The following is a 12,442-nucleotide window of genomic DNA, read 5'->3' as shown; positions in this document are numbered from 1 at the left end:
GTCATCAGATTATTGACGCTGACCACACCCTGAATACCAGCAACGAGTTTAGTGACTAAAGACTTTTCAGCATCGTTCTTCGCAATGCCGGTCAAGGTCACTTCGCCGTCCTTGGTTGCAATCTTGGTGGTGATGGAGCTGGTCGAGTGATGCGTCAGCAAGGCCATCTTGACCTGCGCAGTGACTGATGCGTCATCAATCTTCTCTGTTATCGTCTGCGTCTCCGGCTCAGGAGCCGCTGCTGTCGTCATCTCATTCTTCACTTCTTTCACCCCGTTAATATCCTTGGCATACTCAGAGGTGAGTTCCTTCTGCGCCTGACTGGAGGCTTCGCCTTTCAGGGTCACAATGCCATCTTTCACACTGACCTCTGTCTTCATGGCGTTGACATTGCGATGATACATGAGCGCGACTTTCACTTTCATGCCGATCCAGATATCAGACTTCTCGGCAGGCCGCTCGCCTGTTATTTCAATGTGATTTTCCACGCTCTTGATATTGGGCAGGGCTTCGGCGATGTTCTGGGCCATCAGTCTGCCGCTTTCATCAGACACGCTGCCGGAGAGAATGACCGCTCCTTCTTTTGAGCTGATCTTAATTTTCTCATCCTTCAGATATCTTTTGTAAATGAAGCTCTGTTTGAACGAAGATTCAATGCGGTCATCCATCTCGGTCGACATCGCAGGGGTGCTGGTTGCCACCATCACGACCGCAGCGGCAGCCACCGTTAAAACTGAAAAATACATGGTTTTCATTATGGTCCTTTTATTATCCTTTTTTTCAGCTCATGCTGAGAGAGACAGGCGCTGCCTGCCTCTCTTGCTCTATCCTTGCGCAATCAATCAATTACGAATGATGCCCATGTTCCTTGCCGACTTTTTTGTCAGCTGTTTTATCGTGCTTGCCTTCTTTCTTCTTGTGATCATCACGCTTCGCGTCAGCTGATTTATCTGCCGCTTTCGCTTTTTGCGCATCACTGTTCGGCTGTTCGATATCGTCATTCATTGCGATTCTCCTTTGCTCAAGTTCTTCGGACACGCTCGCAGAGGCAGGCGAGATTGCCTGCCTCTTTCGCTTCATCCATTCACGCAGAATTCGTTACGCGTGTTGCCCTTGTGTTCTTTCAGCTTTCTTGTCGGCTGAATTCCTGTCCTTGTCCTCATCTTTCATCTTCTGCTGATTAGCGCGCCTCACTTCCTCATCATGCTTGTTCTTCGCTTTTTGCTCGTCACTTTCTGGCTGGTAATTTGGGGAACAAGTGCTGTCAGGATACGCTGTGTTTTCGTTCATTGCGATTTCTCCTTTGCTGCTCTTTTTACAGACAGGCTCTCAGAGACAGGCAGAATTGCCTGCCTCTTCTGCTTTGTCCTTTTTCCGTGCTGAATTCATCTTGCTCACAGTTCCAGCGCGTCTTCAACCTTGCCACATGCCGCATCTTCTTCTCTCGTTCTTGTCTTCATCTTCTGGTGATCAGTGCGCTTCCCGGCAGTGTAATAAATTCTGCCCGGCATTTGCTGAAATTCCACTGTGTTCTGACCCTTTCTTCTTGGTTTTTCACTCTTCATCACAACAACTCCTTTGCTGCTTCGTGAAAAAAAGCCAAACCAGATTGCCTGCTTTTCTTCATTTATTCTTCCATCTCTACACGCCTAACACTTTCTCGACTTGGCCGATTTTATCCTGAACTTTGCCTGACAAGTTTTCTTTCCTGCCCTCAGCTTCCAGTTCCTGATTGCCAAACAATCTCCCAGCATTCTCCTTGACCTTCCCTTTCACTTGATGGAACTTTCCTGTTATGCGATTTTTCATGCTTGAATGCTCACTCATTTCTATTTCTCCGGTGCTGCGATTTTTCAGAATCTGTTTTCTTGCCATACATGCTGCTGACGGCCTCAAGACCTCGCCGCACGCCGCCAAGGACTGCGGCTAACTGCAAGAGAGTTTCTTCAATGCCCGGTTTGACCTCGGATTGAAACGCTTTCATCCAAGCAGCCATGGCATGAAAGGTTTCAATGCTGTCTTCAACCCGTTCTGTCTGCTCATGAATAGACTGCACAAGACGTTTGATCTCGCTGGAAATCACGCTGACTTCACGGCTGACCGAAGCAAGCAGTTTCTCGGCTTCGCGGGCGGCCCGGCGAACTTGGACAAGGGCCAGAATCTCAAAAACAGCCCTCATCACCATGACCGCCGCAATGACCGTGACACTGACCGCCAGCAGTATTTCCATTGTCATTTCCCTGCGTTCAAACTTCCGCTGTTACGCCGGACGCTCAGTCTTACTTTTCTTCGCCGTTGGCAAAAAGGGCTTTCACTTTCTTGCGGGCCTCTGCAAGATAGCTTTCCGCCTCCTGCTTCAGCACTTCTGCCTGATGCTCGGCATCCTCAATGATGTCCTTTGCCTTGGTGCTGACATCAGCGTACATTTCCTTGGTGTCATCGACCGCATTGCTGCCTTTGCTTCTGAGATCAGCCCGCAGTCTTTTGCCCGACTTCGGGGCGAAGAAAATGCCTGCCAATGCGCCCAGCACGCCGCCCATCAAGAAGAACATCGCAAAATGACTGGGGTGTTTTTCATGTTCTGACATAATCATCTCCTCTCCTTGCTGCTGTCCGCTGAATCGTCTGCGGTTCATAAATCTGGTTGAACAATCACGGTGGCACCTCTGCCTCTGCTGCCAGTTGCTCCGGTGTTGCCGGTATTTCCAGTCCTTCCGGTTGCTCCGGTGGCACCTGTATAACCAGTATCCCCGGTATCTCCAGTGTTGCCGGTATTTCCAGTTCTTCCGGTGGCACCTGTATAGCCAGTGTCTCCGGTATCTCCAGTATTGCCCTGGTTGCCTTGAGCGCCAGTGGCTCCAGTTGCGCCTGTGTAGCCGGTGTCGCCATCAGCTCCGGTTTCACCTGTGTACCCGGTGTTGCCTGTGTTGCCAGTGTTTCCCGTGTTGCCGGTCATGCCGCGAGGGCCGGCTGGGCCGGAGCAGGCACTCAATAACAGCACGAGGAATGATGCGACAAACAGGACGGCGCGTCCGGCTGCTTTCTTTGCAGCGCTGGTGACAGGCGATGAGATAAGAGTATTCTTTTTCACGGCAGTTGCTCCCTTGGTGAATGCGATCAGCAATGCGTTTCATTGCTGAGATATTTTTTTAAACCAGCCCGGAATTCAGAGAAACCTCCACGAACTGCCAAACACTTCCCTTTCAACATGTCTGCTGACCGCTCAAACGTCCGCAGTTCATAAACTCGATTATTCTTTTTCGATAATTACTGTAGCACCTGAGCCTTTTTTGCCGGTGTCTCCGGTGTTGCCTTGGTTGCCTTGCGCACCTTCAGCTCCGGCTTTGCCGTCATTTCCAGTGTTGCCAGTTTTTCCTGTGGCACCTGTATAACCGGTATCCCCGGCGTTGCCTTGGTTGCCTTGCGCTCCTTTAGCACCTGTATAACCGGTGTCTCCGGTATTCCCGGTGTTGCCTTGGTTTCCTTGCGCTCCAGTGTTACCAGTATTGCCAGTGTTACCGGTCTCTCCCGCCGGCCCGGCAGGGCCATTGCAGGCAATCAGCGAAAGCACAAGAAACGATGCGACAAACAGGACGGCGCGTCCGGCTGCTTTCTTTGCAGCACTGGTGACAGGCGACGAGATGAGAGTATTCTTTTTCACGGCAGTTGTTCCCTTGGTGAATGCGATCAGCAATGCATTTCATTGCTGAGATTTTTCTCTCGAACAGGTTCTTCTTCCAAGGCTTTCTCCGGCAGTGGGCCGAATGAACGCAGGGATGCAATCACTATTGCAAACTGCGGGCCAGTTTGCGGAGGAAATAAAATATTGTGATATTAAAAGGGCTTGGGTGCTGCTTGAAGAGAAAAAGAACGGCGCAGCAATGCTGCTGGCCTCAATATTTGGCCGAAAACCTCGGCATGTGGCGGGGCAAGGGAGGAAAGACGGGCGGGCGGTGCTGGGAAGCGAAGCAGCTGATCAGATTTAGGGGCGATTGATGCCGAGCTTGTGCATTCGTGCGCGCAAGGTGCTGGCATTGATGCCAAGAATCAGTGCTGCGCCGTCCCTGCCTTCAATCCGCCATCTGGTTGCAAAGAGGATCTTGATGATTTGATTCCGCTCTGTCTCCTCCAGCGTCTGCGTGTCAGACAGCGAAGCAGGCGGGGCGAGAATCTTCAGCTCGTCGGTGAGATACAGCACTGGGCCGACACAGAGAATCACTGCCCGCTCAATAACACCTTCCAGCTCCCGGATGTTGCCGGGCCAAGGATAGTCCTGCAAGGCCCTGATCGTCTCCTTGCGGACAGAGGTGATCGCTTTGCCGAGCTTTTTGGAGTATCGCTCGGCAAAGGCATGAACCATCATGCGGAATGTCTTCTTTCCGCTGCCGCAAGGGCGGCACGGTGAGCGGGAAGACGTTGAGCCGATAGTAGAGGTCTGGGCGGAACCTGCCCTTGCTGGCCTCTTCCTCAAGGTTGCGGTTGGTGGTGGCCACGAGCCGCACGTCCACTTTGACCGTGCGGGACGATCCCAGCCGCTCAAACTCGTTATGCTGAATGACCCGGAGCAGTTTTGCCTGGAGTTCGAGCGGCAGTTCACCAATCTCATCCAAACAGAGGGTGGAACCGTCCGCGATTTCAAATCGGCCTGCCTGCTTGGTGTCCGCTCCGGTGTAGGCGCTTTTCTCACGCCCGAACAGTTCGCTTTCGATCAGATTGCCGGGCAGCGCGGCGCAGTTGACTGTGATCAGAGGACGTTCCCGGCGCGGACTCATATCGTGAATGGCGGCAGCAATCAGCTCTTTGCCGGTGCCAGTCTCGCCAAGGATAAGCACCGTGGTGTTGCCGGGCGCGACCTGCTCGGCCATGCGGAGGACATCTCTAAGGCCGCTGTCTTGGCCGATAATCTGGTTGAACTGATACTTCAGCCGCAGCTCTCTGCGGAAAAAGAGATTCTCAGCCTCAACCTGTTCTTTCAACGTGCTGATTTCCGCCAGTGCCGTCCGCAGTTCAGCCGTGCGCTCTTCCACGCGCTGCTCCAGTTCCGCGCTGGCGTTCAGCAAGGCCGCTTCAATCTTTTTCCGTTCGGTGATGTCACGGATATTGCATTGAATCACTTCCTCCTGACCAGCCTGATAGACATTGCTGACAAACTCCACCGCAATCAGCCGACCGTCTTTGGTCTTCAGCGGCAGATCGTTGTAGCGGACATACCTTTTCTGCTTCAGTTCCACGAACGCGGCCTTTGATGCCGCAACATCTTTGAACGCTCCCAGCTCCCAGAGATTTTTACCCAAGAAATCTTCGTAGGAATAGCCCAGCAGCTCCACGAGAAAGGGATTCACATCCGTGATCTCCCCTGTCTCGGCATCAAGAATCAGAATGCCGTCTCGTGCCGCTTCAAAAAGCCGCCGATAACGGATTTCAGAAGATTGCATCTGCTCCATGATCCTGTGCATGGGAAGAGGATTAACGGTCGCGCATGTCTTGCGCCATCTTCAATCGGCCTCTCGCATAAGCTGCAACTTGAGTAGGGGCGAAAAATTTTTCGCCCCTACATGGCACATGCTTCGTGCAGCCGCTGTGCGCAGAGGCAGCTCCGCAAAGAGGTCTAATCGTTCAGCCAGTTGCGCCCGTCCAGCAGACTGCCTTCTGTGGAGATCACCACCTGCCGCACCGGCACCGTGCACTTGGCCTGGTCGTAGGCGTGGCGGACGAGCTGGAGCATGGCCCCGCAGCAGGGCACCTCCATGATCAGGATGGTCACGGACTTCAGCTTTCTGGTCTTGAACAGCTCAGTGAAGCGTTCCACATAGAGCTGCTGGTCATCGAACTTGGGGCAGCCCATCATCACCTTGCGGCCCGGCAGGAATTCGCGGTGCAGATTGGCGTAGGCAACAGCGGTGCAGTCAGCGGCGATAAGCAAATCGCAGTTCTCCAAGAAGGGCGCGGAGACCGGCACCAGCCGGATTTGCACTGGCCAGTGACTGAGCGCGCCGCCGGTCTGCTCTCCGGGCGCGTTGGCCGCTGCGCAGGCGGTCGGCTGCTGCATCTTCAGCTGGGCGGACGGGCAGCTTTTCCCCTCTTGGGCAAGGAACAGATCCACGGCTTCCTGATCAAAGTCCTCGGCCTCGCGCTCAATGATTTTCAATGCGCCGGTCGGACAATGGCCCAGACATGCGCCAAGGCCGTCGCAGAGCTTGTCCGCCACCAGCCTGGCCTTGCCGTCGATAATCCGCAACGAGCCTTCCGCGCAGTTGGGCACGCATTCGCCGCAGCCAGTGCAGAGTTCTTCATCAATCTCGATGATCTTCCGTGTCGCGTTCATGGTCTTTCGTGGGCAGAAGTGGAGGGATGGAGCAGGACGGCGGCTGGTTCAGCAGGCATCGGGCTGGGCGCATTCCTTGCTGATCCAGTTTAAATAGCCGGGCAGGCCGTCCGTGATGGGCACCTGAATGATCTCCGGCAGCTCGTAGGCGTGATGGACGAGAATGCAGTCCTGCACTTGGGGGAACAGGGAAGGCAGGGTCTTGATCAGCAGCAGCTTTTCCGATGTGCGGCAGATCGTGCCGCGCCAGTGGTACCAGCTTTGAATGGGCATGACCTGCACGCAGGCGGCCAGCCGCTTGTCTAACAGGGCCGTGATGATGTCCGTGCCGTTTTTGTCGTCGGAAAAGGTGGTGATGACGATGCAGCAGCTGTCTTCGTTCATGGCCGACTCCTTCGGGCGAGCCATTTCAGATTTGTCGCCCGACGTTTTAGAATTTTGTCGAGCGAGGTTTTCAAACTCTCTCGCTCGAGTCTAAGTGAGAGACTCGCTCGACACTCTGCGGGACTCTCGCTCGACGTTTTGAAAATTCCTCGCCCGACGTTTGCGCCGGGCATCGCTGGATCAGCTTTGCACGAACCGCTGCAAGGCGGTCTTGGCCTGCGCTCTGCCAGCCTCAGTCAGCAGCAGGCCGAGCAGCTTATCCAACTGCGCCTGCGTCGGCGGCTTTTCCTGATACTGCTCGGCCATGTTGACGATCAAATCCGCGTCATAGAGCACCTTGAAGTTGACCGTCTCGGTCTCGCGCGGGCTGTGGTGGTGGCCGATGATGTCGCAAACCTCGTCAATCAGCTCCGGCTGCGCCTTGAGCGCGGTCAGCAGCTCACGGGCCACGGGCGGCCCCTCGCTGTGCTGATAGCGGGCGAGCGAGGAGTTGAACTTGCGTTCCGCCTCCTTGATGCCGATGTCGTGCAGATAGGCGCAGGCCATGACTGTCATCATGTCCGCCCCGTCTGCCGCCTTGCCGATCAGCGCCGCCTGCTCGGCCACGGCTTCAGCGTGCTTGATGCGGCGGCTGTCGCTGTCAAAGTAGCTGCGCATGGACGCGGCCACCTTGTTCTTGAACAGGCCGCCCTTGGCTGCGGCCAGCTCAGGCGGCAGCGAGCCGAGGCACTGCTCGGCAAAGGGGCAGTAGGAGGCGCAGCCGAAATCCATCTTCGGATTGAGCAGCTTGCGACCGCAGCTGCGGCAGGTGCGCTGGCTGTCGTCCTTGAAGAACTCCACCGCCTGGCCGCAGTGCGGGCAATTGCTTTCAAAGACCGCCTCGCCGCTCCAGTAGCGGCTGTCCTGTCCGGGGCATTGCATGATGTTTCCTCCGTAATAACTGTTGGGGCACGGCATTGCCGTGCCCTAACGCAGGCATGTTCACCCCAGAATCGCCTTCAAGTCTTCCTCCGGCGTGGCCGCAATCGGCCTGATGCCGAAGGTGGCGACGAGGAAGTTCAGCACTGCCGGGCTGATGAAGGCAGGCAGCGTCGGCCCAAGACGGATGTCTTTGATGCCCAGCGAAAGCAGAGTCAGCAGGATGGCCGCCGCCTTCTGCTCATACCAAGAGATGATCATCGACAGCGGCAGCTCGTTCACGCCGCAGCCAAAGGCTTTGGACAGGGCCACAGCAATTTGAATGGCCGAGTAGGCATCATTGCACTGGCCCACGTCGAGCAGACGCGGGATGCCGCCGATGTCGCCAAGCTGCTGGTCAAAGAAGCGGAACTTGCCGCAGGCCAAGGTCAGCACCACGCAGTCCTTGGGCACCAGCTCGACAAAGCGGGTGTAGTAGTCGCGGCCCGGCTTGGCGCCATCGCAGCCGCCAACGAGGAAGAAGTGACGAATCTGCTTGTTCTTCACCGCTTCGATCACCTTGTCGGCCACACCAAGCACCGCGTTGCGGGCAAAGCCGACAAGCACGCTGCCTTTGTCCGCGTCATCCTGCCAGCCCTCCATTGCCAGAGCTTTCTCAATCACCGGACTGAAGTCCTTGCTGGCAATATGCGTCACGCCCGGCCAGCCGACCAAGCCTGTGGTGAAGATGCGCTCTTTGTAGTCCTCGCGCGGCTTCTGAATGCAGTTGGTGGTGAAGAGCACCGGGCCGGGGAATTCCGGGAACTCCTTGTGCTGATTCTGCCAAGCTGTGCCAAAGTGGCCGTAGAAATGCGGGTGCTTCTTCAGTTCCGGGTAGCCGTGGCAGGGCAGCATCTCGCCGTGGGTGTACACGTCAATGCCCTTGCCAGCGGTCTGCTCAAGGAGCATCTGGAGGTCGCGCAGGTCATGGCCGGTGATGAGGATGCACTTGTTCTTGCGATGACCGAGCGGCACTGAGGTCGGCACAGGATGACCGTAGCTGCCGGTGTTGCCTGCGTCGAGCAGCTCCATCGCCCGCAGGTTGATCTGTCCCGCCTTCATGGCCACGGGCACGCACTGCTCAATGGTCAAGCCTTGCGCCAGCAGCGCGGACATGGCCTCATACATGAAGCCTGCAATGGCCGGATCTTCCTGGCCAAGAATGGCGGCATGGTCAGTATAGGCGGCAATGCCCTTCAGGCCGTACAGCAGTGTCTGTTTGAGCGAGCGGATGTTCTCGTCCGCATCCAAGCTCTCAATGAACTTCAAAGCCGCGCCCTGTTCGGCCAAGCCGTTGACCGTGTCCGCCGGAACAAAAGAGGCCGCCGGATGGGCAATATCAGCCGTGCCGAGCTTGGTCTTCAACGCCTCGCGCAGCTCCACGGTCTTGCTGATCAGCGCGGCAAAGCGGTCGGGATCAAAGTTGACGTTGGTCAGGGTGGAGAAAACGGCCTCCATCGTGAAGCGGTCCAAGGCCGCGTCAATTATGCCCTGCTTGCGGGCTGCGTCAGCATAGAGCGACAGTCCGCAGAGGGCGTAGATGAGCACGTCCTCGATGTCGGCCAGCTCGCCGCTCTTGCCGCAGACTCCGGCGTTGGTGCAGGCGATGCCCTTGGCGGTCTGTTCGCATTGGTTGCAGTACATGTCCTTTTCCTCCTGAAATGAATTTGATTGCGCGCAGCAGCAGTTCCTGAGTATAGGAACACTGTACCTGCAATAAGACCCCTTTCCCTTGATCCATGTCAAGAAAAATGAAAATCGAACCGAATTTGCGCCTGCCTCTGAGCGGCAGGGAGCTGCTGCTGGCCGAATCGCTGCTCTTCAAAGGACTGGAGCCGCCGCTGCTGGCTCGGCTGGCCGCTGTCGCGCAGGAGCGGCGTTTTGCCCGAAACGAGGTCATTTTCCTTGAAGGCGACGCGGCAGCCGGTTTTTATTTGGTCGCCCAAGGGCAGGTGAAAATCTTCAAGACCTCGCTGGAGGGCAAGGAGCAGATCCTGCACGTCTTCGGACGCGGCGAGCCCTTCGGTGAGGTGCCGGTCTTCAGCGGTCAGGCGGTTTTTCCAGCCAGCGCGGTCAGCCTGAGCGCGGCGGATCTGCTCTTCTTTCCCCGGCGCGAGTTTGTCAGCCTGATCAGCTCCTCGCCGGATTTGGCTCTGTCCATGCTCGCTGTGCTCTCGCGGCGGCTGCGCCAGTTCGCGGCCCAGATCGAAAGCCTTTCGCTCAAGGAGGTGCCCAGCCGCCTTGCCGCGCATTTGGTGTATTTGGCTGAAGAGCAGGGCCGCAGCGACTGCGTGACCTTGGACATCCCCAAGGGTCAGTTAGCCAGCCTGCTCGGCGCCAGCCCGGAAACCCTGTCGCGCGTTTTTGCCGGGCTGAGCGAGGAAGGGCTGATCCGGGTGGACGGCAGAAAGATTGAGCTGCTCAAGTATGAGGCGCTGCGGGGGCGGCAGGGCTGAAACAAAAAAGGTCTGACCCCGGCGCGGGATCAGACCTGCAAGCATTCCGCTATGGCAAAAAAAGCCGTTATTTTTCCGCTGGCTCGTTCACCAGCGCGACAATGTCCGCCGCCTTTTTGTAGCCGGGCAGCACCCGCCCGTCCGGCATGATCAGGGTCGGAGTGGTGCCGATGCCCAGACTTTTGGCCAGCGCGACATTTTTTTCCGGCTGATCCGTGGTGCAGTCCGGGGCAGGCACCGGCCTGCCGTGCAGCGCGTCGGCGAGCAGGGCGGCGGCTTTGCTGTTGTCCCCTTTGGCTTTGGCGCAGATGACCGCCTTGGCCTTGGGCAGGGAGCCGGGATGCGACGGCAGCGGGAATATTTTGATGAAGAAGGCCAGCTCAGGGTGCTCAGCGACAACCTTCTCCATTTCCGGGTGCAGCTTGGCGCAGAACTTACATTCCGGATCGTCAAAGACGATGATTTTACCCGGCGCGTCGACCTTGCCGATGACCACCGCGTCCTCCAGCGGAATTTTGGCGGTGTCGATCCGGTTCATGCTGACATATCTCCGCTCGCTCAGGTCAACGTCGTCCTTCAGCTTGATCACGCTGCCGCTGATCAGATACTGTTTGGAGAAATCGAGATACAGCGGTATCTTCTGCCCCTCATACACCGCCTCCACATCCCAGAGGCCAGGCACTTCGCTGAACTGGACATTCAGCACCTCGCCCACTTTGTCCTTGAGCAGTGTGGCGGCTTCCTGTTTGCTGAGAGCGTGGCAGTCCCGGCAGCTGCCCGCGCCGCAGCCGTCCGCGCCTCCTTGAAAGGCGGAGGCCGGAGCGGCGGCGAAGAGGGAGCAGGCTAAAAGCAGAGCGGCAACTTTCAAGTCAGTCATGGTGCTTGCGATCGGTTGAGGATGCGGTGGAGCAGACCGGCCAGCGGTGTGCGCGAAAAACAGGCAACGGTCAATGTACGATGTTCACCCGGCAAAATCAAGCATCTTGTTCGCTTGGGCAGGATCTTGCGGGGGGGGGGGGTGCCGACAACGCAGCGCAGGTCGCAGCGGTCCGGCTCGGTGACGCATCTGCCGGCAAAGGGATACTTCTTCTCCCCGCTGATGCGGAAGCCAGCGCAGCCGCCGCTGCAGCAGCAGGCGCTGGTGGATTCCACGTAGTCAACGCGGATGCAGCCGCATTCGGCCAGCAGCTCCTTGTCGACGGCAAAGGTCAGGCCGCCGCGTTGGAACAGGCTGTCGCCGGGCCGCGTCTCGTCAGCCCGCAGCCGCAGATGCGGCCCGGCGCAGTTGCCGGCCATCGGCGTGATGCGGACAACGCCGCTGACCTCCTGCTGGCCGAGATATTCGGCCAGCACCTTCAAAGCTGATTCAGACACGTCAAACATGTTTTCTCGTTGGTTAAAAGACTTGAAGCTGCATTTTTTAACCGGAAACTAACATTATTGACGCAATCTGAACAAGAAAAAACATGATGCGGAGTTCAAGTAATACGAATAAAAAAAATAGCATCACGAAAGGCGGGTATGAACATCAGACAGGGACGAACAATTTCCGCCCCTGCCTGCTGCAACTCAGCAGCAGCCGGAGGAGCAGGAGCCGCCGCAGCCGCCGCTGCGCGCGCCGGGCAGGGGCTTCTCGCAGCTGATGGTGAAGCCGCCGCCGGAACAGCCGCAACCGCCGCTGGACTCGACGAAATCCACTTTCACCGCGCCGCAGGTCTCGGACAGGCCCTTGTCGATCAGGAAGCTGACCCCGTCCTTGTCCACGTTCAGGTCGCCGTCTTTGGCCTCATCCAGCGACAGGCTCAGGCTGGGGCCGGAGCAGCCGCCGGACATCAGCGAGACGCGGACAGCGGAGGTGACGTTGTTTTGGCTCAGGTAGTCCTTGACGTTTTTGACAGCCGAATCGGTGATTTCAAGCATGGTCTTCTCCTGTGGAAGTGCGGGCCGCCGGAAGCGCGGCCTGAAATTAGTTTGCAGTCAGTGTACCCGAAACCGTTTCCGCTTGGCAATCTCATTGTTCCGCCGCTGCCGGGCGGAGGTTCCACCACGTGGTCATGCCGTCACGATATGCGGACGAGGCGCAGACCGGCTCTGCCTGCGGCAAAAAAGAGCTGATTCTGCCTGACAAGACCACATAACCGGAGAAGAGACGAGCGATGATCATAGCCCGGCGCCAATATCTTAGGAGTTACGCAGTTGGTAAAAATCAGTTAACCTATCAGGATGAATAAATCCAAAGTAAGTGAGTACGATTATATTAATTTTTTAATCGGCACTCAGCGAGTTTATAGCAGCGCCGAAGCGGAGCGGGTCAGTCCTG

At 56.9% G+C, this 12,442-nt stretch carries 21 protein-coding genes; 2 read left to right on the top strand and 19 right to left on the bottom strand.

The features are described from left to right. From ACNKH3_RS09080 to ACNKH3_RS09040, 9 genes are all read right to left on the bottom strand, one after another. The coding region (locus ACNKH3_RS09080) for a BON domain-containing protein (RefSeq protein WP_420208996.1) at positions 1–755 on the bottom strand (755 nt) is incomplete at its 3' end. 91 nt (positions 756–846) lie between these two features. After that, positions 847–1,005, bottom strand: coding sequence for a hypothetical protein (locus tag ACNKH3_RS09075; RefSeq protein WP_420208995.1), 159 nt, complete (start codon positions 1,003–1,005; stop codon positions 847–849). A 93-nt stretch (positions 1,006–1,098) separates the two neighbouring features. Beyond that, the gene (locus ACNKH3_RS09070) at positions 1,099–1,290 is read right to left on the bottom strand and encodes a hypothetical protein (RefSeq protein WP_420208994.1); all 192 of its coding nucleotides are present in this window, start codon (positions 1,288–1,290) and stop codon (positions 1,099–1,101) included. 104 nt (positions 1,291–1,394) lie between these two features. Further along, positions 1,395–1,565, bottom strand: coding sequence for a hypothetical protein (locus tag ACNKH3_RS09065; RefSeq protein WP_420208993.1), 171 nt, complete (start codon positions 1,563–1,565; stop codon positions 1,395–1,397). Positions 1,566–1,641: 76 nt separating this feature from the next. Continuing rightward, positions 1,642–1,827, bottom strand: coding sequence for a CsbD family protein (locus ACNKH3_RS09060; protein WP_420208992.1), 186 nt, complete (start codon positions 1,825–1,827; stop codon positions 1,642–1,644). Beyond that, positions 1,820–2,230, bottom strand: a complete 411-nt coding sequence (locus ACNKH3_RS09055) for a hypothetical protein (RefSeq protein WP_420208991.1) — start codon at positions 2,228–2,230, stop codon at positions 1,820–1,822. The genes ACNKH3_RS09060 and ACNKH3_RS09055 overlap by 8 nt, the downstream gene beginning before the upstream one ends. A 49-nt stretch (positions 2,231–2,279) precedes the next feature. Continuing rightward, complete coding sequence (locus ACNKH3_RS09050; protein ID WP_420208990.1) at positions 2,280–2,588, bottom strand: YtxH domain-containing protein; 309 nt, start codon at positions 2,586–2,588, stop codon at positions 2,280–2,282. 44 nt (positions 2,589–2,632) lie between these two features. Further along, positions 2,633–3,124 (bottom strand): hypothetical protein, encoded by a 492-nt coding sequence (locus ACNKH3_RS09045; RefSeq protein WP_420208989.1) that lies wholly within the window; start codon positions 3,122–3,124, stop codon positions 2,633–2,635. Positions 3,125–3,250: 126 nt separating this feature from the next. Beyond that, the gene (locus ACNKH3_RS09040) at positions 3,251–3,694 is read right to left on the bottom strand and encodes a hypothetical protein (RefSeq protein ID WP_420208988.1); all 444 of its coding nucleotides are present in this window, start codon (positions 3,692–3,694) and stop codon (positions 3,251–3,253) included. 70 nt (positions 3,695–3,764) lie between these two features. Between ACNKH3_RS09040 and ACNKH3_RS09035 the strand changes: the two genes are divergently transcribed. Then, complete coding sequence (locus ACNKH3_RS09035) at positions 3,765–3,986, top strand: hypothetical protein (RefSeq protein WP_420208987.1); 222 nt, start codon at positions 3,765–3,767, stop codon at positions 3,984–3,986. Here the strand turns inward: ACNKH3_RS09035 and ACNKH3_RS09030 are convergent. The 6 genes from ACNKH3_RS09030 to hcp all read right to left on the bottom strand — a co-directional run bounded on the left by ACNKH3_RS09030 (position 3,983) and on the right by hcp (position 9,310). Next, the gene (locus tag ACNKH3_RS09030; protein ID WP_420208986.1) at positions 3,983–4,279 is read right to left on the bottom strand and encodes a helix-turn-helix domain-containing protein; all 297 of its coding nucleotides are present in this window, start codon (positions 4,277–4,279) and stop codon (positions 3,983–3,985) included. The genes ACNKH3_RS09035 and ACNKH3_RS09030 overlap by 4 nt on opposite strands. Next, entirely contained in the window at positions 4,227–5,444 is a 1,218-nt protein-coding gene (locus ACNKH3_RS09025; RefSeq protein WP_420208985.1) for a sigma 54-interacting transcriptional regulator, read from the bottom strand. The genes ACNKH3_RS09030 and ACNKH3_RS09025 overlap by 53 nt, the downstream gene beginning before the upstream one ends. Positions 5,445–5,608: 164 nt before the next feature. Next, the gene (locus ACNKH3_RS09020) at positions 5,609–6,325 is read right to left on the bottom strand and encodes an ATP-binding protein (protein WP_420208984.1); all 717 of its coding nucleotides are present in this window, start codon (positions 6,323–6,325) and stop codon (positions 5,609–5,611) included. A gap of 48 nt (positions 6,326–6,373) precedes the next feature. Beyond that, positions 6,374–6,709, bottom strand: coding sequence for a divalent-cation tolerance protein CutA (gene cutA / locus ACNKH3_RS09015; protein ID WP_420208983.1), 336 nt, complete (start codon positions 6,707–6,709; stop codon positions 6,374–6,376). Positions 6,710–6,889: 180 nt separating this feature from the next. Beyond that, a complete protein-coding gene (locus tag ACNKH3_RS09010; RefSeq protein ID WP_420208982.1) occupies positions 6,890–7,630 on the bottom strand; it encodes an HD domain-containing protein in 741 nt (246 codons plus the stop codon). Positions 7,631–7,690: 60 nt separating this feature from the next. Then, on the bottom strand, positions 7,691–9,310 hold the full coding sequence (gene hcp / locus ACNKH3_RS09005) for a hydroxylamine reductase (RefSeq protein ID WP_420208981.1): 1,620 nt from the start codon (positions 9,308–9,310) through the stop codon (positions 7,691–7,693). 107 nt (positions 9,311–9,417) lie between these two features. Here hcp and ACNKH3_RS09000 point away from each other — a divergent pair, with 107 nt between their 5' ends. Then, on the top strand, positions 9,418–10,122 hold the full coding sequence (locus ACNKH3_RS09000; protein WP_417916112.1) for a Crp/Fnr family transcriptional regulator: 705 nt from the start codon (positions 9,418–9,420) through the stop codon (positions 10,120–10,122). 67 nt (positions 10,123–10,189) lie between these two features. Here ACNKH3_RS09000 and ACNKH3_RS08995 read toward each other — a convergent pair whose 3' ends face one another. The 4 genes from ACNKH3_RS08995 to ACNKH3_RS08980 form a co-directional block, all read right to left on the bottom strand. After that, entirely contained in the window at positions 10,190–10,999 is an 810-nt protein-coding gene (locus ACNKH3_RS08995) for a DsbC family protein (RefSeq protein ID WP_420208980.1), read from the bottom strand. Further along, positions 10,996–11,505 carry a hypothetical protein gene (locus tag ACNKH3_RS08990; protein ID WP_420208979.1) on the bottom strand — a complete coding sequence of 170 codons (510 nt, stop codon included), beginning with the start codon at positions 11,503–11,505 and terminating at the stop codon, positions 10,996–10,998. Before ACNKH3_RS08990 ends, ACNKH3_RS08995 begins: the two co-directional genes overlap by 4 nt. A 186-nt stretch (positions 11,506–11,691) precedes the next feature. Next, positions 11,692–12,042 carry an IscA/HesB family protein gene (locus ACNKH3_RS08985; RefSeq protein ID WP_420208978.1) on the bottom strand — a complete coding sequence of 117 codons (351 nt, stop codon included), beginning with the start codon at positions 12,040–12,042 and terminating at the stop codon, positions 11,692–11,694. Positions 12,043–12,133: 91 nt separating this feature from the next. Then, the gene (locus ACNKH3_RS08980) at positions 12,134–12,286 is read right to left on the bottom strand and encodes a hypothetical protein (protein WP_420208977.1); all 153 of its coding nucleotides are present in this window, start codon (positions 12,284–12,286) and stop codon (positions 12,134–12,136) included. Positions 12,287–12,442: the final 156 nt, after the last annotated feature.

The sequence above is a fragment of the Candidatus Electronema sp. JC genome, from assembly GCF_048287365.2.
In the GTDB taxonomy this organism is placed as follows: domain Bacteria; phylum Desulfobacterota; class Desulfobulbia; order Desulfobulbales; family Desulfobulbaceae; genus Electronema.
Note: the sequence above shows the minus strand (reverse complement) of the source record. Positions and strands in the feature narration are given on the sequence as shown.